The organism is Mesorhizobium caraganae (assembly GCF_016836705.1).
In the GTDB taxonomy this organism is placed as follows: domain Bacteria; phylum Pseudomonadota; class Alphaproteobacteria; order Rhizobiales; family Rhizobiaceae; genus Mesorhizobium; species Mesorhizobium caraganae.
Map to the genome: position 1 here is coordinate 51876 of NZ_JAFCGY010000006.1, position 22571 is coordinate 74446.

Sequence of the window (22571 nt, forward strand, 5' to 3'; positions counted from 1 at the left end):
AAATCGATTCCGGTTTTCGGGGGCATGCGCTACGCTCAAGCCAAGCACCTGAGGAGGCCTATCATGTTCCAGACCTTTGACTCCGCCGGCGATCCCAGCGTCGGCAAGCCGCGCGTGAAGCTGCTGCGGCAATGGCTGGCGGATAATGGGCTCGATGGTTTTCTGGTGCCCCGCGCCGACGAGCACCAGGGCGAATATGTCGCCGACCGCTCGGCGCGACTGAAATGGCTGACCGGCTTCAGCGGTTCGGCCGGCGTCGCCCTTGTGCTGCGCGACCGCGCCTTCATGTTCGTCGACGGCCGCTACACGCTGCAGGTCCGCCACGAAGTCGATCTCGACATTTTCGCCATCGAGAGCCTCGTCGACAACCCGCCAGCGTCCTGGATCAAGGACAATCTCGGCAAGGGTGCGCGACTTGGCTTCGACCCCTGGCTGCACACGATCAACGAGGTCAAGGCGCTGAATGTTTCGGCCGAGCAATCCGGCGCCACGCTGGTTCCGCTCGACAAGAACCCGATCGATATCATCTGGAAGGATCAGCCGGCACCACCGGTGGCGTCGGTCGAGATCCACCCGATCGGCTTTGCGGGCGAACTGGCCAAGGACAAGCTGGTGCGGCTGGCAGCGGCGATCGCCAAGGACGGCGCCACGCACGCCGTCCTGACCGACCCCTCCTCGATCGCCTGGGCCTTCAACATCCGCGGCGGTGACGTGCCGCACACGCCACTGGCGCTCGGTTTCGCGATCCTCGCAGCCGACGGCAAGCACCAGCTGTTCATGGACCAGCGCAAGTTTTCGCGCACCGTCGCCGCCTATCTCAGCCAGCTTGGAGACCTGCATGAGCCCGACGAATTCGAGGCGGCTGTCGTCGCCCTTGCCAAGGGCGGCGCGAAGATCGCGCTCGACCCGGTGCTGGCGGCAGAAAAGCTCAGAATGCTGGTCGAGGACAATGGCGGAACCTTTGTTGCCGCGCCCGATCCCGCCCGCATTCCGCGCGCGACCAAGAACCAGGCCGAGATCGCCGGCAGCCGCGCCGCGCACCGTCGCGACGGGGCAGCGGTGGCGAAACTCTTGTGCTGGCTGGAGCGGCAGAAGCCGGGCTCGCTCGACGAAATAACCGTCGTCACCAAACTGGAAGAGACGCGCCGGCAGACCGGCGAGGAAACGCAGATGCCGCTGCGCGACGTCTCTTTCGACACCATTTCCGGCGCCGGCCCGAATGGCGCCATCATGCACTATCGTGTATCGCGCGCCACCAACCGCAAGCTCGCGGCTGGCGAGCTGTTCCTGCTCGATTCCGGCGCCCAGTATCAGGACGGCACGACAGACATCACCCGCACCGTGCCGATCGGCCAGCCGACCGAAGAGATGCGCGAGCGCTTCACGCTGGTGCTGAAGGGCATGATCGGCATTTCGACGCTGCGCTTCCCGGCGGGCACGCGCGGCTCCGAAATCGACGCGGTGGCGCGCATGGCGTTGTGGAAGCATGGCTGCGACTTCGCGCACGGCACCGGCCATGGCGTCGGCTCCTATCTCGCCGTGCATGAAGGGCCGCAGCGCATTGCCCGCACCGGCACCGAAAAGCTGCTCGCCGGCATGATGCTCTCCAACGAGCCCGGCTACTACAAGGAAGGCTCCTACGGCATCCGCATCGAGAACCTGATCCTGGTGACGCCGGCCGAAGCGGTCGAAGGCGGCGACATCGCCATGCACAGTTTCGAGACGCTGACGCTGGCGCCAATCGACGTCAGGCTCATCCGGACCGAGCTCTTGCAGCGGGAAGAGCTGCAATGGCTGGACGCATATCATGCGCGCGTACTGGCTGAGATCGGCCCGATGCTCGACGGCGAGACGCTGGCCTGGCTGGAGAAAGCAACCGCCCCGCTGCCGCACGACGCGAAGATTTGAACGCTGTTACTTTAGAAGCCAGCGCCGCCCCTCATCCGCCTGCCGGCGCTTTCTCCCCGTATAGTGACGGGAGAAGGCATCTGGCCGCGAAGACCGCATCAGTTCTGCAACGATGGTGGTCGGCGAGATCATAGGCGAAAGCAGCCTTTCTCCCCGTCACTATACGGGGAGAAATGTCTGGCAGGACAATGAGGGGCAGCGCCGACAATTCGTAATTGTCGGCCGATTTCTACCCCACAAACTGCCGCGCCAGGATCAGCACCACCGCACCGGCCAGAAACATGGCCATCAGCCCGCCGCGCAGCGACACAACAGCGGCGACAACCAGTGCCGCCCATTCCGCCGGCCCGGCGCCAAGGGCCGCCGGCGCCACCAACGTCGTCAGCACCGCCGCCGGCACGGCATTCAAACCCGCCTCGACGCGCGGATGGATATGGTCGAAGCGCGAAATCACCAGATGGCCGCCGACACGCGTGAGATAGGTGGCGATCGCGCCGGCAATGATGATCCAGAAGGTGGTGCTCATCGGTTTGCCTCCACGCCGCTATGGTGCGGCGGCAAGATGACGGCCAGAAGCACGCCGGCAACGGCGCCGATGGAAACGTGCCAGGGCGAACCGACCGTCTTGTAGGCGATGATCGACGCGGCAGCGCTGGCGATCACCACCGGCAGCCATAGCGGCCGCTTGCGAAAGCCCATGACCAGGCCAAGGAAATAGATCGGCAGCAGGAAGTCGATGCCGAGCGCGTGCGTGTCCGGGATCAGCTTGCCGAACACTGCGCCCAGCGCGCTTTCGATCACCCACAACACATAGACCGGCAGGCCAAGCCCCATATACCAGGCGAAGCCAACGGTCTCGCCGGCTTCGGCCTTGCGCTCGGCCACCGCGAACTGCGGATCGGTGAGCACGAAATAGCCCAACGCCTGCTGGATCACCGGCCAGTGCGCGATGCGCCGGCCGATGCCGGCGGAATAGAGCACGTGACGAAAGTTCACCGCGAAGATCGAGAGCACGATCAGCCATGGCGCGACATGCTGGCCAAACAATTCAATGCCGACCATCTGGCTGGCGCCGCCGAAGATCAGCGCGCTCATCAAGGAAGCTTCGAAAACGGAAAAGCCATTATCGACGGCAATGGCGCCGAACAGCAGCCCAAACGGCGCCGCGGCGACCACCACCGGCATCGACAGCCGCACGCCGTCCCATAAATCGCTGGCCACAGATTTTTCGGTTAAGGTCTCTGCCGACATGTCACATTTCCCGGTCGCGCTGCTATGTAGGAGCCAACGTTTGAAAAGTCAGACGAATTCGCTTGAGCCAACAAATCAGCGAAACTGATGTAACAGGTTGCGAGGCGCGGAGGGGGTTCAGATGATCGCTTATGATTTCACCGGCAGGCATGCGATTGTCACCGGGGCGGGTGGCGGCATGGGCGAGGCGATCGCGCTGGCGTTGCTCGATGCTGGCGCTTCGGTCACCGCCATCGACGTCAAGCCGCGTCCGGCATCGCTTGCCGCCTATGACGACCGGCTCACCTTCGCCCAGGGCGACCTTACCGACGCAGCCTTTGTCGAACAGACCATCAACGCTGCCGGCCGCTCGCGTGGCCGCATCGATTATCTCGCCAATGTCGCAGGCGTGCTCTGGTTCGGCCGCGACAAGTCGGCCCTCGAAATGGATCTCGATGTCTGGGACCAGGTCTTCAACATCAATCTGAAGTCCTTCGTACACACGGCGCGCGCGGTTGTTCCGCACATGCGCGCGGGCGGGCGTGGCGGCGCCATGGTGCATTTCTCGACCATCCAGTGGTATCGCGGCGATCCCAAACCGCAGGATGCCTACCAGGCCTCCAAGGCCGGCGTCTGTGCGCTTTCGAAGTCGCTGGCCATGCAGCTGGCGAGCGATGGCATCCGCTCCAATTCGATCTGCCCCGGCATGGCGCTGACGCCGCTGCAGGCGCGCTGGGACACCGAGGAGAAGCGCGCTGCCGTTGCCAATTATGCGCCGCTCGGCCGCATCGGCACGCCGCAGGACATGGCCAATGCCGCGCTCTTCCTGCTTTCCGACGCGGCAAGCTACATCACCGGCATCGAACTCGCCGTCGACGGCGGTCTTTTGATGCGGATGTAGCCGTGCAGTGTGCCCTGGATTAGCTCCGCAGCGCGGTGCCCTGGATCGCCCTGCCCCAGTCGAGCAACGGCTTGGCGCGCAAGGTGAAATCGACAAGCTCGTCGACCAGCGCTGGCGCGTGGATGCCGGCCGGATCGATCATGTGCTGAACATAGAAGTGCCGGTTGCGGATGGCGTCGACAAGATCGGGTTCGTTGACCTGCTCGAAGCCGCGCGGCGTGCGCTTCAACCGACCCTCGGTTTCGAGTTCGAAGCCGTTTTTCTTCAGCGTTGAAAGCAGTTTTCGGAACTCGGCTGGCCGGGCGATAATCGCCTTGCGCATCGCCAGCAGCAGGGGCGGCTCCGGGTTCCACCAGGCAACGTCGGCAAAGCAGCGGTCGATCCCGACATAGACGAAGAACACGCCCTGCTCCATCTTGGTGCCGTCCGGCGACAGGATGGCCGACAGATGTTGGTTGTAGGGCCGTTTGTCCTTGGCGAAGCGCACGTCGCGATTGATGCGAAACAGCGACTTCTTGCGGTCGCCGCGCAGGCCGAGCCCCGCCGCCGCAAAACGCTCCGTCAGCGTCTCGACCAGATCGCAGAGCGGCTCGTGCAGCTCGCTGTCGTAAAGCGGCCGGTTTTCCTGGAACCATTCGCGGCTCTGGTGGAAGTCCAGCGCCTTCAGGAACGGGATGGCTTTCTGGCCAAACCCTTTGAACGAACCGCCGGTCATGCCTTGCCGACCCGTTGCAACCATGTGTCCTCGTCGATGACTTCGACGCCGAGTTCGCTGGCAAGCTTTAGTTTGGAGCCCGCGCCCGGCCCGGCCACCAGGAGGTCGGTCTTCGCCGACACCGAACCTGCTACCTTGGCGCCGAGCCGTTCCGCCATCGCCTTGGCTTCGGACCGGGTCATCTTTTCCAGCGTGCCGGTGAAGACGATGGTCTTGCCGGCAACCTCGCTGTCGGCCGAGACGGTGACGATGTACGGCTTCGGCTTGACCTGCTCGAGCAGTCTGTCGAGCACGTCGTCATTGCGCTCGTTGCCGAAGAAATCGCGCAGCGCATCGATCACCGTGTCGCCGATGCCGTTGATCGAGGGGAAAACACTGTGCGGATCTTCCGCCGCTGCCGTCTCCTTGCCGATGCGGATCAGATCCTCGATGGTCGAGAAGGTGCGGGCAAGCACGGCCGCTGTCGTTTCGCCGATATGGCGGATGCCGAGCGCGAAGATGAAGCGGTCGAGTTCCGGCTCGCGGCGCGAATCGATTGCCGCGAACAGCTTGTCGAGGCCTTCATAGTTGCGGTCCTCGACACCGCGCACATTCTTGCGCGCCATGCCCGATGCCGCCTCGCGCCGCCTCGCCTGCTCCTCGCGCCGCTCGGCCAGCGCCCTGGTGACCGCCGGCCGGCGATCCCTCAGGGTAAAGATATCGGCGGCGGTCTTGACCAGCCCCGAATTGAACAACAGGTCGATGTTTTCGGCGCCGAGACCCTCGATGTCGAGCGCCCCGCGCGACACGAAATGGCGCAGCCGTTCCACGGCCTGCGCGGCGCAGATCAGCTCGCCGGTGCAGCGCCGGCGCGAATCCTCCTTGCCGGTCTTCTCGTTGACCTCGCGCGTCGCCGGCGAGCCGCAGACCGGACAGGTATGGGGGAATTCGTAAGGCACCGCATCGCCCGGCCGCTTGTCGATGACGACGCTGACGATCTGCGGAATGACGTCGCCTGCCCGTTGTATGACAACCGTGTCACCGATGCGCACATCGATGCCGTCACGGATCGGCAAGCCGTTGCTGTCGAAGCCTTTGATGTAGTCCTCATTATGCAGCGTGACGTTTTCGACCACCACGCCGCCAACCGTGACCGGCGCCAGCCGCGCCACCGGCGCCAACGTGCCGGTGCGACCGACCTGGATATCGATCTTCTGCACCGTCGTCATCGCCTGTTCGGCAGGGAATTTGTGCGCAACTGCCCAGCGCGGCTCGCCGGTAACGAACCCCCAGCGACGCTGCAATTCCAGCTGGTCGACCTTGTAGACGACGCCATCGATGTCGTAGCCCAGCGACGAGCGCAGTTCCTCGATCTTGTGATATTGCGCGATGAGATCCTCGACCGACTTCGCCCGCACCATCAGCGGGCTGACCTTGAAGCCCCACTCGGCGAATTTCTGCACGGATTCGTACTGCGTCGGCGCGGGATCTGCCGTCGTGTAGCCCCAGGCATAGGCGAAGAATTTGAGATTGCGGCTGGCGGTGACGGAGGCATCCTTCTGGCGCAGCGATCCGGCAGCCGTGTTGCGCGGATTGACATAGTCCTGGCCGCCGACCGCCGCCGAGCGCGCCTTCAGCGCCTCGAACTCCGCATAGGTCATGTAGACCTCGCCGCGTATCTCAATGGTCTCGGGCCAGCCCGATCCTTTCAGCTTCGCGGGGATGTCGGCGATGGTCCTGAGGTTGGCGGTGATGTCTTCACCCACCGCACCGTCGCCGCGCGTGGCGCCCTGAACGAACATGCCGCGTTCATAGCGCAACGACGCCGACAGCCCGTCGATCTTCGGCTCGGCCGTAAACGCGATGTCGAGATCCTTGTCACGGTCGAAGAAGCGGCGGCCACGTTCGATGAAATCGGTGACGTCCTCGTCGGTATAGGCCTTGGCGAGGCTGAGCATCGGCACCGCATGGCGCACCTTGGCAAAGCCTTCGGCCGGCGCGGCACCGACCCGCAGCGAGGGAGAATCCTCGCGCACCAGACCGGGAAAGCGCTCTTCGATGGCAAGGTTGCGCCGCCGCAGCGCATCGTATTCGGCGTCGGTGATCGTCGGCGCGTCCTCGGCATGGTAGCGCCGGTCGTGGCCGGCGATCTCCTCGGCCAGCCGCGCAAGCTCATCCGCGGCTTCGCTTTCGCTCAACGATTCGACTGGTTTTTCAGACATGCGGCGCGGTCCTCGAATTCTGGTGGGCCACTATAAATCAGGATTTGCTGTCAGCGAGATAGGCTGTGGAAAAATCAAACCCGAACAGCAGGATGTCGCCATATCCTGACTCTTTCCGGAAAAGCCAATTCGGACATCTGCCGGTTGTTAGGCCGCCGCCGTATTCTCGCGCAGCAACCGCTCCGCCGCTGCGCGCGCCTCGTCAGTGATGGTGGCGCCGGCCAGCATGCGCGCGATCTCTTCCTGGCGCGCCGCCCGGTCCATCTCGGCGATGCCGGTGGCGACCTTGTCCGAGCCGCCGGATTTGGAGATCAGGAAATGCGTCGCCGCACGTGCGGCCACCTGCGGCGCATGGGTGACGGACAGCACTTGCACACGAGTCGACAGCCTGGCCAGTCTTTGGCCGATGGCATCGGCCACGGCGCCGCCCACCCCGGTGTCGATTTCGTCGAAGACCAATGTCGGCGCCGAGCCACGGTCGGCCAGCGCCACCTTGAGCGCCAGAAGGAAGCGCGACAGCTCGCCGCCGGACGCAACCTTCATCATCGGGCCTGGCCTTGTGCCGGGATTGGTGCGCACCCAGAACTCGACCTGATCGATGCCTTCTTCCATACGGTTTTCGCCATCGCTGGTCAGCCCGACGATGAACTCGGCCCGCTCGAGCTTCAGCGCCGGCAGTTCGGCCATGACAGTCTTGGTCAGGCCGATCGCAGCCGCATGGCGAAGCGAGGACAGCTGGGCCGCCGAAATGTCATAGGCCTCGCGCGCCGCGGCGGCCTGTTTCTCCAACCCATGCAGACGTTCCTCGCCGGCATCGAGATCGGCAAGGTCGGCCGACATCGTGTCGCGCAGCTGCGCCAGATCGTCGACCGCCACGCTGTGCTTGCGTGACGCCGCGCGCAGCGAAAACAGCCGCTCTTCCGCTTTCTCCAGCCGCTGCGGATCGTATTCGGTGGCGCGCAGCGCCGCCTCGACACCGGACTGTGCCGCATCCAGCGACAGCATCGCCTCATCGAGCGACTTCACCACATCCTCAAGCAGGCCGGGTGCTTCGTTGGCCTTGCGCTGCAGGCGCCTGAGCAGGCTGGCCAGCTGCGGCAGCGGCGAGGATGGACCTGACAGCACATCCTGCGCGTCGTGTATTTCCGAGGCGATCTTTTCCGCCCGCATCATCGTGGCGCGCAGTTCCGCCAGTTGCGTTTCCTCGCCGGGCTGCGGATCGAGCTTGGCCAGCTCAGCCACCGATGCCCTGAGATAATCGGCCTCGCGCGCCGCCGCCTCGACCTTGGCGCGATGCCGGGCAAAGTCCTGCTCGCAGCCGCGCCAATAGCGCCACGCCTCGCCTGTCGCGCGGGCAGCGCCAAGATGGCCGCCAAAGCTGTCCAGCAATTCGCGATGCGCGCCAGGATCGACCAGGGCCCGCTCGTCGTGTTGGCCGTGGATCTCGACCAGCGCGTGGCCGATGTCGCGCATCAGGGTGACACTGGACGGCTGGTCGTTGACGAAGACGCGGGTGCGGCCATCCGCCGTCTGCAGCCGGCGCAGGATGATGTCGCCGTCATCCTCGATGGCGTTTTCGGCAAGCAGCGCACGCACCGGATGGTTGCGCGGCACGTCGAACACAGCAATGACCTGGCCCTGCGCCGCGCCATGGCGCACCAGCGAGGCGTCGCCGCGCGCGCCGAGCGCCAGCGACAGCGCGTCAAGCAGGATGGATTTGCCGGCGCCGGTTTCACCGGTCAGCACGGAAAGGCCGGGCTGGAAGTCGATATCCAGCTTCTCGATCAGGACGATATCGCGGATCGACAGTCTGGAAAGCATCAGAACCCGAACCTATCGCATGTCGCCCCAAGCGGACCGGTTTGGGACAACGGCATGCACAAAACAAAAGACTTCAGGCGCGACGCGCCTCAATGCGGCATGCGACCGGTGGAGTCGCAGCGCCGCACTATCTTTTTGTTTGAGCGTCGGATCAATCCGAAAAGCGCTGTGATCGCTTCAGTCGATGCTCAGGCGTCAGGCGCCGGTGATCAGCTTTCCGGCTTTGGATATCCACGACCCGGCATTCTCGCGCGGCTCAAGCCCATTGCTCTGCAAGAGCTTGTAGGAATCCTTGTACCACTGGCTGTCGGGATAGTTGGTGCCGAGCACGGCCGCGGCCGTCTGCGCTTCCGAGGTCAAGCCCATCGCGTAGTAGCTCTCGGTCAGGCGCGCCAGCGCCTCTTCGACATGACGGGTGTTGGAATAGTTCTCGACCACGTTGCGGAAGCGCTTGACGGCGGCGATGTATTCGCGCCGTTCGAGATAGTAGCGGCCGATCTGCATCTCCTTGCCGGCGAGCTGGTCGTTGGCAAAACGGATCTTTTCCTTGGCGTCGTCGACATATTCCGAAGTTGGCCAGCGCGTTACCAGATCCTGCATCGTCTGCACGGTCTGGCGTGCTTCCTTCTGGTCCTGGGTGACGTCCTTGATCTGGCGGTAGTAGCTCAGGCCAATGATATACTGCGCATAAGCGGCGTCGTCGGTCGACGGATAGAGCGTAAGATAGCGCTTGGCCGAGCCGATCGCCTCGTCATAGTGGCCGGCGCGATAGTCGGCGAAGGCGCCCATCACCATCGATTTACGGGCCCATTCGGAATAGGGGTGCTGGCGGTCGACAGCGTCGAACTTCTTGCTCGCCTCATCCAGGCGGCCGGCGTTGAGATTGGCAAGGCCTTGATTGTAAAGGACGTCGGCCGGTTCGGTCTGGTCGACATAGGTCGACAAATCGACGTCTTTCTCGGACGACATGCAGGCCGACAGGAACAGCGATGGCACAACTATCGAAAGCGCCAGGAAAACAGCCCGATACGGCGCTTTCGATTGACCAACTCGCGTGAAGAACATGATTGGATTGCGCCCTTTCGGCGTTATTTCAATGCCTTTCGCATGGCGTTCCCTCAAAACTGGTCCCCACTTTTGAGCGACATGCGTCTAATCGACGGCAGCAGCCATAAACCATAACTGTCTTGCCCAGCAACGCTATGTCTAGCCAATCGCACATTTTTGTGGCGGCTTGGTGTTGCCTCGAAAGCTATGCGCTTTCACCAGTCGGTGATGCATCCGTGCAACACCAGCCGACGCTCAGAAAGCCAGAAAATCGTTAAGAATCAGATCACCCAGGGCGCGAAAACAGGCCCGGTAACGGCGCTCATCTCGGCAGTGCGGCCGCGCTCGCGGCGTGTGGTTTCGACGACCTCGAAGGCTGAACGGTCGGACAAAAGCCGCCTGAGGGCCGCCGCGTTCATCCGGTGGCCGCCGCGATAGGAACGGAAGCAGCCGATGAAGCGGGCGCCGGCCAGCGCCAGATCGCCCATCGCGTCCATCGTCTTGTGGCGGGCAAATTCATTGGGATAGCGCAGGCCGCCCATATTGATCACCCGGTTGTCGTCGCCGATCACCAGCGAGTTCTCCAGCGAGGAGCCCAGCGCATAGCCCGCCGCCCACAGCCGCTCCACGTCCTTCATGAAACCGAAGGTGCGGGCACGCGCAATGTCCTGGCGGAAGACGTCGGGATTGATGTCGGAGGCGAACAGCTGACGGCCGATCGCCGGGCTCTCGAAATCGATTTCGACCTCGAAACGCGTGCCGCTATAGGGCCTGAATTCAGCCCAGGAGGCGCCGTTCTCGATGCGAACCGGCTTGACCACCCTGATGTAGCGGCGCTTGACCGCCAGCGTCTCGATGCCGGCCTGGTCGATGGCCTCCACGAACGCCACCGCGCTGCCGTCTAGGATCGGAACCTCGTGGCCGTCGATCTCGATGACGATGTTGTCGATGCCGAGTCCGAACAGCGTCGCCATCAGATGTTCGACGGTGGCGATATGCTCGCCTGCCGGATCGCCGAGCATGGTGCAGAGATCGGTCGCGCCGACTTCGGCAACCAGCGCACGGAACTCGCGGCTCTCGCTTCCGGTCGAAAGGTGGAAGATCACGCCCGTGTCGGCGTCCGCGGGAAGGAAATTGACGGTGACCGGTTTGCCGCTGTGAACGCCGGTACCGGTCAGCGTCGCACGCGATCTAAGTGTCGTCTGGTAGTCTTGCAAGACAAACCCCATAGCCCATAACGCCCATGTCCGCTTTATAGCCCCGAAGGGCGCGGCTCTTGATTATCGGCAGGCAGGGCCAACTCCCCGAATCCCAGCACACCGAAAGTGCTGCGGCAAAGATAGTGGCCCGTCAGGGAGACTCCAAATCACGGTTTCTTACTCTATGTAACCGCGACCTCCTGTGAGCGTCACACCGTAACGCCTTGTTTTCAAACCACTTTAAGCGTTAACAGGCAAACGATTCTCTCGTCTGCCTGTTAACAAGTGTTACATACCGTTAACGCCTCAGTTGGCCTGGCGGCGCAGGAAAGCCGGGATCTCCAGCTGGTCGTCTTCCTGGGCAGACCTGGTCTGCGGCGTCAACCGGCCCTGGTCGTCGAGCTGGCCACGGCGCGGCGCATAAAGCTGCGGATCCTGGCTGGCAAGGCGGCGCATTTCCGGTGCCGCCTGGCGCAGTTTCGGTTCGCGCGGCTGTGCCGGCTGCAGTCGGGCCGGCTCTTCCTCGCGGCGCGTCAGTCCGTTGGTCAGCCGCTTGAGCAGCCCCATCGGCCCGCTGTTTTCATGGTCGGCCGGACGGCCCTTGGCTTCCACTTCGGCCTTCACCACCGGCGGAAAATCTTCCACCCGCGGCATGCGCTGGGGTGCGGCAGCCACCGGCTGCGGCATTTCCCTGAGCGGCGCCGGCTGCATCACCTGCTGCACGACAGGCTGCGGCTGGGCAGGTGGGGCCTGGAAGATCTTGCTCTGCGGGCGGAAATCTTCCGCCTGGGCTATCGGCGCCGGACGAGCCATTGCCGCCGCATTGGCTTCGGCAAGCTGAATCGCCTCGGCGACCGGATCGGCCGCGCGCGTCTCATAGGTCTGCTGGACCGGCGCCGGCCGGCCTTCCGCGGCCGGAGCCGGACGGCTGACCGGCTTCTGCTGCGGCGGCACGGCGCGGATCGAGATCGGCACCGCGGCGATTTCGGCCGCCGACTTGTCGATGCCGGTCGCGACCACCGAGACGCGGATGACGCCTTCGAGTTCCTCGTCGAAAGTGGCGCCGAGGATGATGTTGGCGTCCTGGTCGACTTCCTCGCGGATGCGGGTCGCGGCTTCGTCGACTTCGAACAAGGTCAGGTCGCGGCCGCCGGTGATCGAGATCAGCAGGCCCTTGGCGCCCCTCATCGAGGTCTCGTCGAGCAGCGGGTTGGCGATCGCTGCCTCGGCGGCGGCCATCGCGCGGCCCTCGCCCGAAGCCTCGCCGGTGCCCATCATCGCCTTGCCCATCTCGCGCATCACCGAACGAACGTCGGCGAAGTCGAGATTGATCAGGCCTTCCTTGACCATCAGGTCGGTGATGCAGGCAACACCGGAATAGAGCACCTGGTCGGCCATGGCGAAGGCGTCGGCGAAGGTGGTCTTGTCATTGGCCAGCCGGAACAGGTTCTGGTTGGGGATGACGATCAGGGTGTCGACGCATTTCTGCAGTTCCTCGATGCCCATATCCGCCGTCTTCATGCGGCGCTGGCCTTCGAAATGGAAAGGCTTGGTGACGACGCCGACGGTGAGGATGCCCTTTTCGCGCGCCGCGCGGGCAACGACTGGGGCAGCTCCCGTGCCGGTGCCGCCGCCCATGCCGGCGGTGACGAAGCACATATGGGTGTTGGAGAGGTGATCGATGATCTCATCGATGCACTCCTCAGCCGCCGCACGGCCGACTTCCGGCTGCGATCCGGCACCGAGGCCCTCGGTGACATGTGCGCCTAGCTGGATCAGCCGCTCGGCCTTCGACATGGTCAGCGCCTGCGCGTCGGTGTTGGCCACGACGAACTCGACGCCGCGCAAGCCCGCGGTGATCATGTTGTTGACGGCATTGCCGCCACCGCCGCCGACACCGAACACGGTGATCCGCGGCTTGAGCTCGGTGATGTCCGGCTTTTGCAGATTGATGGTCATTGTCTCCGTCCTTTGCCTTTCCCGCCGCTTCGCCGCAGCGGCCGCCTATGGGGCTGTCCCCGTCAATTAGAAACTGTCTCTCAACCACTGACTCATGCGATGCAGTTTTCCGCCCGTTCCGGTCATCCTGAGACCGGAAATTCCTTTCGCCGGATGGCTCTCGAAACTCGCCATCTGCGGATAGATCAGCAGTCCGACCGCCGTCGAGAAAGCCGGCCCCTTGGCGGCTTCGGGCAGCCCCGCCACACCGAGCGGTCGGCCGATGCGCACATTGCGTCCCAGAATCCGGCGCGCCGCCTCGGGCAGGCCGGCAAGCTGGCTGGCGCCGCCGGTCAGCACGACGCGTTTTCCAACGGCATTGCCGTAGCCCGACTTGTTCAGCCGGTCGCGCAAAAGCTCCAGCGTCTCGTCGATGCGGGCGCGGATGATGCGCGTCATCACCGAGCGCGGGATCTGCAGCGGCATCTCGCCTTCCTCGCCGATCGGCTGGATCGACACCAGGTCGCGGTCATCGGCGCTGCCGGGCAGCGCCGAGCCATGCATCACCTTCAGGCGTTCGGCGGCGTCGAGCGACGTTGACAGGCCCTTGGCCATGTCCAGCGTCACGTGGTTGCCGCCGATGGCGATGGCGTCGCCATGGACGAACTTACCTTCCGAAAACACCGAGATCGTCGTCGTGCCGCCGCCCATGTCGATGCAGGCCGCGCCCATTTCGAGCTCGTCATCGACAAGCGCCGCAAGTCCGCTGGCATAGGGCGTCGCCACCATGCGCTCGACCGACAGATGCGAGCGGTTGATGCAGAGCTCCAGATTTCGCAGCGGTGCGGAGTCACCGGTCAGCACATGCATGTCGACGCCGAGCTGGTCGCCGACCATGCCGCGCGGATCGCGCACGCCGCGTTCGGCGTCCAGCGAAAAGCCCACCGGCAGCGAATGGATCACGTCGCGCTCGGCCTTCAGCGCCTGCTTGGCGCCGGCGGCAAGCACGCGCTTGATGTCGGCCTCATCGGCCTGATGGCCGCCAAGGTTGATGGTGGCCGAATAGGTTTCGCTCTTCAGCCGGCCGGCCGTCATGTTGACGATCAGCGAATCCACCGTCAGTCCCGCCATGCGCTCGGCGGCGTCGACGGACAGGCGAATGGCGTGCTCGGCGCGGTCGAGATCGACGACCACGCCCGACTTCACGCCTTGCGACTTCTGATGGCCGATGCCGATCACCTGGATGCGGTGCGAGCGGCCGCGCAACAGCTTGCCGTCCTCGCGCGGCTTCAGTTTCGCCACCACGCAGCAAACCTTGCTTGAGCCGACATCCAGCACCGTCAGCGTGCCGGAGCGGCGCGAAGAGGCATCGCTGTTGCCGCCAAGCCAGCTCATATCTTCGTCTCCGACTTGCGCTTGAGGCTTTGCGGTTTTTCGTTGAGCGCCGCCTGGCGCTGCGTCGCCGCTTCCGGCGTCAGCTGCACGACCAGGCGATCGGAGATGCGCATATCGACGGCGGCGATATCGCGCGTCAGAAGACCGTTGTCATGATCCATCCGAACCAGCTCGGCGATCGCCTGGTCCTCGCCATCCTCGGGCAGTTTGACGGTGATTCCGTTTTCCAGCTTCAGGTCCCAGCGCCGCTCGCCGATGCGGATATAGCCTTTGACCCGCGCCGCGAGCTCTGGATACTTCTTGATCTTGGCCAGGAAGTCGGGCGCCTTGGCCGGCGCGCCGGTGCCGATGATCAGCGGCAGCAAGGCCTGCTTGCCGCCCGAGAACGGCGCGATCACCGCGCCGGAGCGCTCGATGACGGAAAGCTCCGAGCCCTGTTGCCAGAGCGCGAAGGGTTCGCGCTCCTCGACACGCACTTCCAGCGTATGCGGATAGACCTTGCGCACCGCCGCCACTTCGACCCAGGGCAGCGTATCGATGCGCTCGCGCGCTGCCTCGGCATCGAAGCCGATCAGCGACGTCCAGCCATCGAGTTCAAGCCGGTCCAGTATGTCGATCTCCGAGGTCTGGCGGTTGCCGACCACCTTGATCTGGTCGACGGCAAAGCCGGTGCGGGCGGTGATACTCTGGACGATGTCGTCGGCATGGCCGCCGAGAATGGCGCCATAGAGGCTGCTCGATGCGATGAGCGAAGCGGACAAGATGGCCGCGGAAAAGCGCGGCGCGACGAACTCGCCGCCACCCAGGCGCGCCAGCACGCGCACCGGCCGGCGCAGCACGCGCGGCAGCACGAAATGGTCGAACGACAACGGCATGCCGAACAGCGCCGGCCCGGCGCCGCCCCTGCCCTTGTCCTGTCCCCATTTCAACGCAGACACGAAGCGTCCTCCACCATCCAACTCAACAGATCGCCGAACGAATGCCCCGCTTGGGCGGCGATTTCAGGCACCAAAGACGTCGGAGTCATGCCCGGCTGAGTGTTGATCTCGAGCCAGACAATTTCGCCGTTTTCGGAGTGACGATCGTCATAGCGGAAGTCCGACCGGGAAACGCCCCGACAGCCGATAGCCAGATGTGCCTTGAGCGCCAGTGTCTGTATTTTTTGGTAAATATTCGGTGAAATTTTAGCAGGGATTTCGTGTTTTGATCCGCCGGCGACGTATTTTGAATCATAGTCGTAGAAGGAATGGCCGGTCGGAATGATCTCGCAGACGCCAAGCGCCACATCGCCCATGACGGCGCAGGTCAACTCGCGGCCATGGATGTAGCGCTCGACCATGACGGTCTCACCATATTTCCATTCGGACGAGCCGATGACCTGCGGCGGATGCGACTGCCCTTCATGCACGATGACAACGCCGAAGCTTGAGCCTTCATTGACAGGCTTCACCACATAGGGCGGCTTCATCGGGTGCTTGTTCTGAATGGCGAAGCGGCTGGCAACCTTCGATTCCGCCACCGCGATGCCGGCAGCCTTGGCAACCTTCTTGGCCTGCTCCTTGTTCATGGCGAGCGCCGAGGCGAGCACACCCGAATGGGTGTAGGGAATGGCCAGATATTCGAGGATGCCCTGGATGGTGCCGTCTTCACCGAACGGACCGTGCAACGCGTTGAAGACAACATCAGGCTTGAGCTCGCCAAGCACGGCGCCGACGTCGCGCGCAACGTCGACGCGGGTAACCTGGTAGCCTTCCTTCTCAAGCGCATCCGCACACGCCTTTCCCGAAGACAGAGACACGGACCGCTCGGACGAGAATCCGCCCAGGAGGACAGCCACATGCTTGTTCTTCATATCCCGTCATCCTCTCACGGCGGGCCCGCAACCACGCATTCAGCGACCAGATGGAGTCCGAGTCTCCCGGCAGGTTGCCCCCCAGACGGAAAACGCGGTCGACGCGTCGAACGACTCAAATCAGGAAACGCTTTAGGGCAGAGAATCAGAGAGTTGATTCGCTGGCAAGTGCTTATGATTCCGACAGATTCACTTTCCGCGAAAACGGCGGCAAAAAGCGTGCGGTTGAGTCTTTCGGGCAACGGTCGCGCTGTTGTTTCAGACCGTTTGAAGTTCAAGCATCACATGAACTTCAGCTTGGGCTAAGGTGCCTACAGGAGTTGTCCGAGGAATTCCTGAACGGCGTGGCCGGGGCGGAAACTGCCGAGGCGCTTGATTTCCCACTGCAGCCTTATGCCGGAATTTACAAGCACCCGGGCGCGCACCGTCTCGCCGAGATATTCGAGGTCGTAGCCGGTCGCGGTTCCGGTGTTGATCATGAAGTTGCAGTGCATCGGCGACATCTGCGCGCCGCCGATCATCAGCCCGCGGCAGCCGGCCTTGTCGATCTCCTTCCAGGCCGAGGTGCCCTCCGGATTCTTGAAGGTCGAGCCGCCGGTCTTCTCGCGGATCGGCTGCACCGTCTCGCGATGCGTCTGGACGGCGTCCATGGCCGCCTTGATCGCCGCCTTGTCTTCCGGCACGCCTTCGAAAATGGCGGAGGTGAAGATCAGCCCGGCAGGTGCTGCCGAGTGACGATAGGCATAGCCCATGTCTTCATTGCTCAGCGTGTGCAGATTGCCCTTGCGGTCGAGCGCCCGCACCTCCACGACCACCTCTCGTGTCTCAACGCCATTGGCGCCGGCATTCATTCTCAGCGCGCCACCGACGGCGCCAGGAATGCCGTGATAGAAATGAAAGCCGCCAATGCCGGCCTCATAGGCGACGGTCGCAACGCGTTTGTCGGGCGTCGCAGCACCCGCCTTGATGCCGGTCGGCGATATGACCTCGGCTTCGCCAAAACCCTTGGCCGAAAGCCTGATGACGAAACCCGGAATACCGCCGTCGCGCACCAGGAGGTTAGAGCCGACGCCGACGACGGTGAGCGGGATCTCCTCCGGCACAGCGCGCAGGAAGGCGGCAAGGTCTTCCTCGTCGGCCGGCTGGAACAGCACCTCGGCCAGCCCTCCGGCGCGGAACCAGGTGATCTTGTCCATCTCGGCATTGGGCGTGATGCGACCACGCAGGCCGGCAAGCCGGTCGCCAAGTCTGTCGATCAGATCCTGGCCGCGCATCATGAGACCGCACCGCCAAGTTCCCTGGGCAGCGCATAGGCCCATTGGGTGATGTTACCGGCGCCGAGGAAGACAACGAAGTCGCCGGACTTGGCCAGTTCGCGGATGGTGGGGGCGATGGCAGCGGCACTGTCGATATATCGCGCATCGCGGTGACCGCCGGAGCGGATGCGCGACACCAGCGCCTCCGAACTCACGCCGTCGATCGGCTCTTCGCCCGCTGCATAGACCGGGGCCACCATCACCGTGTCGGCGTCGTTGAAGCAGACTGAGAATTCGTCGAACAGATCGTGCAGGCGGGTGAAGCGGTGCGGCTGCGCAATGGCAATGACGCGGCCCTTGGTGGCGCTGCGCGCCGCTTTCAGCACCGCTGTGATCTCGACCGGGTGATGGCCGTAATCATCGAAGATCTCGACGCCGTTCCACGAGCCGGTATGGGTGAAGCGCCGCTTGACGCCGGCGAAGGACGACAGCCCCTTCTTGATCTCATCGGCCGACAGGCCGAGCTCATGCGCAACCGCGATCGCCGCAGTCGCGTTGGAGACATTGTGGCGGCCGGGCATCGGCAGGCGCAGGTCCGATATCGTCGTCTGGCTGCCGGTTTTGCGGTCGCGGATCACCACGTCGAACTCGGAGGCAGCGCCCGCGATGCGATGGTTGGTGAAGCGCACATCGGCCTGCGCGTTCTCGCCATAGGTGATGACGCGGCGGTCCTCGATGCGGCTTACCAGCGCCTGCACCTCCGGGTGGTCGGTGCACATCACGCCAAAGCCGTAGAACGGCACGTTCTCGACGAACTGGCGAAAGGCTTCGCGCACCTTGTCGAAGCTGCCATAGTGGTCGAGATGCTCGGGATCGATGTTCGTGACGACGGCAATTTCGGCCGGCAGCTTGAGGAAGGTGCCGTCGCTCTCGTCGGCTTCGACCACCATCCATTCGCCATCGCCCATGCGGGCATTGGTGCCATAGGCATTGATGATGCCGCCATTGATAACCGTCGGGTCGAGCCCGCCGGCGTCGAGCAGCGTCGCCACCATCGAGGTGGTCGTCGTCTTGCCATGCGTGCCGCCGATGGCGACGGCCTGGCGGAAGCGCATCAGTTCGGCCAGCATCTCGGCGCGGCGCACGATCGGCAAAAGCTTCTCGCGCGCGGCCTTCAACTCCGGATTGGATTTCTTGATCGCGGTCGACACCACCACCACTTCGGCAGCACCGATATTCTCGGCCTTGTGGCCGACGAAGCATTCGATGCCCTTGTCGCGCAGCCGCTGCACATTGGCGCTGTCGGCCTGATCGGAGCCCTGCACCTTGTAGCCAAGATTGTGCAGCACTTCGGCGATGCCGCTCATGCCGATGCCGCCAATGCCGATGAAATGCACAAGGCCGATGGTTTGCGGCATCTTCATTAATGCGTCCCCTTCCTGAAATCCGATACGGGTTTTCTGGACGCAATAGCCTCTGTGAGATCGGCGAGCAACCGTGCCGCGTCCGGCCGGCCGGCTGACTTTGCGCCGGCAGCCATAGTCGCCAGCCGCTTGGGATTGTCCATCAGCCCGCCAACAAGCGCCGCGATGCGCTCGGGCGACAGCGACGATTGCGGATGCACCTCGCCGCCGCCGGCTGCGGCAAGAGCGGCTGCATTCGCCGCCTGGTCATGGTCCAACGCATGGGGATAAGGCACCAGCAGCGCCGGCCGGCCGATGACAGCAATCTCGGAGACCGTCGAGGCGCCGGAGCGCGAGATCACCAGATGCGCGGTGGCCATGCGCTGCGCCATATCGGTGAAGAAGGGCGAGACCTCGACATGGACGCCAAGTGCCGAATAGCCAGCCTTCACCCGCGCCACGTCGTCGGCGCGGGCCTGCTGGGTGATCACCAGCCGCTTGCGCTGCGCCTCCGGCAGGAGTGCGATGGCCGCCGGCATAACGTCGGAAAAGAACTGCGCGCCCTGGCTGCCGCCGAACACCAGAAGGCGGAACGGCTCCTCGCCAGTGGAGGTCGTGTACGGCGTCTTTGCCGCCTCCAGGATCCGCGGCCGGACCGGATTGCCTGTGATGACCGTCTTGGCGCCGGCAGCACTTTCATCCTCCGACAGGAAGCCGCCGGCAATGGCATCGACGCGACCGGACAGCGCCCGGTTGGCGCGGCCCATCAACGCATTCTGTTCGTGGATCAGCGTCGGCACCTTGCGCCGTGTCGCCGCATAAAGCGGCGGCAGGGTCGGATAACCGCCGAAGCCGACGACCGCGTCAGGTTTGATCCTGCCGATGACGGCGGACGCCTGGCGCACGCCGCGCCAGATTTTCCAGAAAGCGCCGAGCAAGGCGACGGGGTTTTTCGAGCCCATGGTCGCCGACTGGATCGGATGGATGGCGGCGGCCGGGAAATGGCCGGCAAACCGCTCGGCGCGATCGTCGGTCGCCAGATGCACGCTCCAGCCGCGTTCGATCAACTCATGCGCCAGCGCCTCGGCCGGAAACAGATGTCCACCGGTTCCGCCCGCCGCGAGAAGAATGACACCGCGCGCCATATCACTCCGCCGGCAGAGCGCGTTGCGACAGGGCAAAGCCCATCTGCTTGCGCTTTTCCGGACGCTTGCGCGTCAGCGCCAGCACCATGCCCATCGAGATGGCAATGGCGATCTGCGAGGAGCCGCCATAGGAGATGAACGGCAGCGTCATGCCCTTGGCCGGCATCAGCTGCAGATTGACGCACATGTTGATGACCGACTGCAGGCCGAACACCGTCACCAGCCCGCCGACGGCATAGCGGGTGAAATCGTCATGCTCTTTGAGCGCCGTGTTGAGGCCGCGCAGCACGATGAAGGCGAAGATCGACATGATGAAGAAGCACATGATCAGCCCGAACTCTTCGCCGGCGACTGAAAACACGAAGTCAGCATGCGCGTCGGGGATAACGCGCTTGACCGTGCCCTCGCCCGGTCCGACGCCGAACCAGTGGCCGTTGATCAGCGCCTCGCGGCCCATATCGACCTGGAACGTGTCACCTTCGCCGGTCAGGAACTTGTCGATGCGGGCGGCGACATGCGGGAACACCGTATAGGCGGCAAACAGGCCGCTGGCGCCGGTGGCGCCAAGCGCGATGATCCACAGCCATGGCAGGCCGGCCATGAAGAACATGACGCCCCAGGTGCCGGTCACCAGCATGGTCTGGCCAAGATCGGGCTGCGCCACCAAAAGCGAGATGACCAGGATCAAAAGCAGCATCGCGAACAAATTGCCTGGAATGTCAGGCTGGCGCTTGTGTTCGGCAAACAGCCACGCGCAGACGATGACAAAGGCAGGTTTCAAAAATTCCGACGGCTGGATCGACATGCCGACAAACGACACCCAGCGCCGCGCGCCCTTCACTTCGACGCCGATGTAGAGCACCGCCACCATCAGCACCAGCATGATGCACAGGATGACCAACGCCATGCGCCGAATCTGCCGCGATTCCAGGAATGAGACCGCCAGCATCACGCCGAGCGCCGGCACGGTGAAGATGATCTGCCTGGTGGCAAAGTGGAAACTGTCGAGGCCGATGCGTTCGGCCACCGCTGGGCTTGCCGCGAAGGAGAGCACGATGCCTAAGCCCATCAGCGACAGGAATGCCGCCAGGAACCAGCGATCGATCGTCCACCACCAGGTTGCAACCGGGCTTTTGTCGAGACGGCTTTGCATTATCGTGCCCCTCCGATGGGTTTCACACCCTCGATAGCATTCGCAGCTTGCCTGAAGGCTTCGCCGCGAACTTCGAAATTCTTGAACTGGTCGAAACTGGCACAGGCCGGCGACAGCAACACCACCACCTCGCCGCTGTCATCCTTGGCCGCGTCGTTCGCGGCATGGTCGACCGCGGCGGCCAGCGTGCCCGAGATTTCATAAGGCACGGCTTCGCCCAGCGTCGCCGAAAAAGCAGGCGCCGCCTCGCCGATCAGATAGGCCTTGGCGATACGCGGGAAGAACCCGCGCAGCGGCTCGATACCGCCTTCCTTGGGCAGCCCGCCGGCGATCCAGTAGATGCGCGGAAAACTCGACAGCGCCGGCGCCGCCGCATCGGCATTGGTCGCCTTGGAATCGTTGACGAACAGCACGCGGTCCTTGCGGCCGACCTGCTCCATGCGATGCGCAAGGCCCGGGAAGCTCTCGAGCCCCGCCTGTATCTCGCCGAGGCTTAAGCCCACCTTGAGGCAGGAGGCCACCGCGGCAAGCGCATTCTGCGCATTGTGCTGGCCGCGCAGAGAACCGATGCCTTCGAGGAAGGCGACACGGCTGTAGCGGCCATGCACGGCTTCCATCAGATTGGAGCCGTCGGCGAAATAGCCATCGGTCAGCGGCAGCCGCTTGGAGATGCGGATCACCTGCCTGCCCGCCCGCTCCAGCCGGTCGGCGATCTGCGCGCACCAGGAATCGTCGACGCCGACGATGGCGGTCTCGCTGCCGGCGACCAGCCGCTCCTTGATCGAAGCGTAGTGCTGCATGGTGCCATGGCGGTCGAGATGATCGGGCGTCAGATTGAGCAGGATGCCGGCCGTCGGATTGATCGAGGGCGCCAGGTCGATCTGGTAGGACGAGCATTCGACGACATAGTGCCGGTCCGCCTGCGGCGGATCGAGGGTCATGATGGCGCGGCCGATATTGCCGCCCATCTGCGTGTCGCGGCCTGCCGATTTCAGGATATGCGCGGTCAGCGCCGTCGTCGTCGACTTGCCATTGGTGCCGGTGATGGCGATGAAGGGGGCCGTGGGCGCCCGCGCGATCCGCTCGCGGCAGAACAGCTCGATGTCGCCGATTACCTCGACGCCGGCGCCGCGCGCCAGTTCCACCGTCCAGTGCGGCTTGGGATGGGTCAGCGGTACGCCGGGCGACAGCACGAAGGCCGAGAATTTCGCCCAATCGGCGCCGCGCAGATCGGCGGTAGCAATGCCCTGGCCGGCGGCCTTGGCGACGCTGTCGGGATTGTCGTCCCAGCCCAGAACGTCGGCCCCGCCCTCGATCAGCGCGCGCGCCGTGGCGATCCCCGAGCCACCGAGCCCGAAGAGCGAAACGCGTTTGCCCGAAAAGGATGCGGCGGGGATCAAGCGGGCT

At 64.0% G+C, this 22571-nt stretch carries 18 protein-coding genes; 2 read left to right on the forward strand and 16 right to left on the reverse strand.

Features of this window, described 5'->3' with window-relative positions; genetic code table 11:
* The first annotated feature begins 63 nt into the window (after window positions 1–63).
* Window positions 64–1908: an aminopeptidase P family protein gene (locus JQK88_RS14750; protein WP_203278681.1), complete on the forward strand. Its 1845-nt coding sequence runs from the start codon at window positions 64–66 to the stop codon at window positions 1906–1908.
* Window positions 1909–2137: 229 nt separating this feature from the next.
* Here JQK88_RS14750 and JQK88_RS14755 read toward each other — a convergent pair whose 3' ends face one another.
* Window positions 2138–2434 (reverse strand): branched-chain amino acid transport AzlD family protein, encoded by a 297-nt coding sequence (locus JQK88_RS14755; RefSeq protein WP_192258437.1) that lies wholly within the window; start codon window positions 2432–2434, stop codon window positions 2138–2140.
* Complete coding sequence (locus JQK88_RS14760; protein WP_192258438.1) at window positions 2431–3159, reverse strand: AzlC family ABC transporter permease; 729 nt, start codon at window positions 3157–3159, stop codon at window positions 2431–2433. Before JQK88_RS14760 ends, JQK88_RS14755 begins: the two co-directional genes overlap by 4 nt.
* A 121-nt stretch (window positions 3160–3280) precedes the next feature.
* Between JQK88_RS14760 and JQK88_RS14765 the strand changes: the two genes are divergently transcribed.
* Window positions 3281–4039, forward strand: a complete 759-nt coding sequence (locus tag JQK88_RS14765) for an SDR family NAD(P)-dependent oxidoreductase (protein WP_192258439.1) — start codon at window positions 3281–3283, stop codon at window positions 4037–4039.
* A gap of 19 nt (window positions 4040–4058) precedes the next feature.
* Here the strand turns inward: JQK88_RS14765 and JQK88_RS14770 are convergent, their stop codons facing one another.
* The 14 genes from JQK88_RS14770 to murD form a co-directional block, all read right to left on the reverse strand.
* The gene (locus JQK88_RS14770; RefSeq protein ID WP_376740411.1) at window positions 4059–4778 is read right to left on the reverse strand and encodes a DUF2461 domain-containing protein; all 720 of its coding nucleotides are present in this window, start codon (window positions 4776–4778) and stop codon (window positions 4059–4061) included.
* Window positions 4751–6955 (reverse strand): NAD-dependent DNA ligase LigA, encoded by a 2205-nt coding sequence (gene ligA / locus JQK88_RS14775; RefSeq protein ID WP_203278682.1) that lies wholly within the window; start codon window positions 6953–6955, stop codon window positions 4751–4753. The genes JQK88_RS14770 and ligA overlap by 28 nt, the downstream gene beginning before the upstream one ends.
* Before the next feature lie 147 nt (window positions 6956–7102).
* Window positions 7103–8776: a DNA repair protein RecN gene (gene recN / locus JQK88_RS14780; protein WP_203278683.1), complete on the reverse strand. Its 1674-nt coding sequence runs from the start codon at window positions 8774–8776 to the stop codon at window positions 7103–7105.
* A 195-nt stretch (window positions 8777–8971) separates the two neighbouring features.
* Complete coding sequence (locus JQK88_RS14785; protein ID WP_112560393.1) at window positions 8972–9841, reverse strand: outer membrane protein assembly factor BamD; 870 nt, start codon at window positions 9839–9841, stop codon at window positions 8972–8974.
* Window positions 9842–10104: 263 nt separating this feature from the next.
* Window positions 10105–11052 (reverse strand): UDP-3-O-acyl-N-acetylglucosamine deacetylase, encoded by a 948-nt coding sequence (gene lpxC, locus JQK88_RS14790; RefSeq protein WP_203278684.1) that lies wholly within the window; start codon window positions 11050–11052, stop codon window positions 10105–10107.
* Between the two features lie 276 nt (window positions 11053–11328).
* Window positions 11329–12981, reverse strand: a complete 1653-nt coding sequence (gene ftsZ, locus JQK88_RS14795; RefSeq protein ID WP_203278685.1) for a cell division protein FtsZ — start codon at window positions 12979–12981, stop codon at window positions 11329–11331.
* Window positions 12982–13047: 66 nt separating this feature from the next.
* Window positions 13048–14355: a cell division protein FtsA gene (ftsA, locus tag JQK88_RS14800; RefSeq protein WP_203278686.1), complete on the reverse strand. Its 1308-nt coding sequence runs from the start codon at window positions 14353–14355 to the stop codon at window positions 13048–13050.
* Window positions 14352–15293, reverse strand: coding sequence for a cell division protein FtsQ/DivIB (locus tag JQK88_RS14805; RefSeq protein WP_192258443.1), 942 nt, complete (start codon window positions 15291–15293; stop codon window positions 14352–14354). The genes ftsA and JQK88_RS14805 overlap by 4 nt, the downstream gene beginning before the upstream one ends.
* A complete protein-coding gene (locus tag JQK88_RS14810) occupies window positions 15281–16207 on the reverse strand; it encodes a D-alanine--D-alanine ligase (RefSeq protein ID WP_203278687.1) in 927 nt (308 codons plus the stop codon). The genes JQK88_RS14805 and JQK88_RS14810 overlap by 13 nt, the downstream gene beginning before the upstream one ends.
* 311 nt (window positions 16208–16518) lie before the next feature.
* Window positions 16519–17484, reverse strand: coding sequence for a UDP-N-acetylmuramate dehydrogenase (gene murB, locus JQK88_RS14815; RefSeq protein WP_203278688.1), 966 nt, complete (start codon window positions 17482–17484; stop codon window positions 16519–16521).
* Window positions 17481–18887 (reverse strand): UDP-N-acetylmuramate--L-alanine ligase, encoded by a 1407-nt coding sequence (gene murC / locus JQK88_RS14820; protein ID WP_203278689.1) that lies wholly within the window; start codon window positions 18885–18887, stop codon window positions 17481–17483. Before murC ends, murB begins: the two co-directional genes overlap by 4 nt.
* Window positions 18887–20011 (reverse strand): undecaprenyldiphospho-muramoylpentapeptide beta-N-acetylglucosaminyltransferase, encoded by a 1125-nt coding sequence (gene murG, locus JQK88_RS14825; protein ID WP_203278690.1) that lies wholly within the window; start codon window positions 20009–20011, stop codon window positions 18887–18889. Before murG ends, murC begins: the two co-directional genes overlap by 1 nt.
* 1 nt (window position 20012) lies before the next feature.
* Window positions 20013–21164 carry a putative lipid II flippase FtsW gene (ftsW, locus tag JQK88_RS14830; RefSeq protein ID WP_112560384.1) on the reverse strand — a complete coding sequence of 384 codons (1152 nt, stop codon included), beginning with the start codon at window positions 21162–21164 and terminating at the stop codon, window positions 20013–20015.
* On the reverse strand, window positions 21164–22564 hold the full coding sequence (gene murD / locus JQK88_RS14835; RefSeq protein WP_192258448.1) for a UDP-N-acetylmuramoyl-L-alanine--D-glutamate ligase: 1401 nt from the start codon (window positions 22562–22564) through the stop codon (window positions 21164–21166). Before murD ends, ftsW begins: the two co-directional genes overlap by 1 nt.
* Window positions 22565–22571 lie beyond the last annotated feature (7 nt).

Excerpts from the sequence above, each read along its gene's own strand:
- murB (WP_203278688.1), bottom strand. The coding sequence starts at position 17,484 with ATGATGCGCGGCCAGGATCTGATCGACAGACTTGGCGACCGGCTTGCC.
- JQK88_RS14785 (WP_112560393.1), bottom strand. The coding sequence starts at position 9,841 with ATGTTCTTCACGCGAGTTGGTCAATCGAAAGCGCCGTATCGGGCTGTT.
- JQK88_RS14760 (WP_192258438.1), bottom strand. The coding sequence starts at position 3,159 with ATGTCGGCAGAGACCTTAACCGAAAAATCTGTGGCCAGCGATTTATGG.
- murC (WP_203278689.1), bottom strand. The coding sequence starts at position 18,887 with ATGAAGATGCCGCAAACCATCGGCCTTGTGCATTTCATCGGCATTGGC.
- JQK88_RS14765 (WP_192258439.1), top strand. The coding sequence starts at position 3,281 with ATGATCGCTTATGATTTCACCGGCAGGCATGCGATTGTCACCGGGGCG.
- JQK88_RS14755 (WP_192258437.1), bottom strand. The coding sequence starts at position 2,434 with ATGAGCACCACCTTCTGGATCATCATTGCCGGCGCGATCGCCACCTAT.
- ftsZ (WP_203278685.1), bottom strand. The coding sequence starts at position 12,981 with ATGACCATCAATCTGCAAAAGCCGGACATCACCGAGCTCAAGCCGCGG.
- murG (WP_203278690.1), bottom strand. The coding sequence starts at position 20,011 with ATGGCGCGCGGTGTCATTCTTCTCGCGGCGGGCGGAACCGGTGGACAT.
- JQK88_RS14810 (WP_203278687.1), bottom strand. The coding sequence starts at position 16,207 with ATGAAGAACAAGCATGTGGCTGTCCTCCTGGGCGGATTCTCGTCCGAG.
- ligA (WP_203278682.1), bottom strand. The coding sequence starts at position 6,955 with ATGTCTGAAAAACCAGTCGAATCGTTGAGCGAAAGCGAAGCCGCGGAT.
- ftsW (WP_112560384.1), bottom strand. The coding sequence starts at position 21,164 with ATGCAAAGCCGTCTCGACAAAAGCCCGGTTGCAACCTGGTGGTGGACG.
- lpxC (WP_203278684.1), bottom strand. The coding sequence starts at position 11,052 with ATGGGGTTTGTCTTGCAAGACTACCAGACGACACTTAGATCGCGTGCG.
- JQK88_RS14770 (WP_376740411.1), bottom strand. The coding sequence starts at position 4,778 with ATGGTTGCAACGGGTCGGCAAGGCATGACCGGCGGTTCGTTCAAAGGG.
- JQK88_RS14750 (WP_203278681.1), top strand. The coding sequence starts at position 64 with ATGTTCCAGACCTTTGACTCCGCCGGCGATCCCAGCGTCGGCAAGCCG.
- ftsA (WP_203278686.1), bottom strand. The coding sequence starts at position 14,355 with ATGAGCTGGCTTGGCGGCAACAGCGATGCCTCTTCGCGCCGCTCCGGC.
- recN (WP_203278683.1), bottom strand. The coding sequence starts at position 8,776 with ATGCTTTCCAGACTGTCGATCCGCGATATCGTCCTGATCGAGAAGCTG.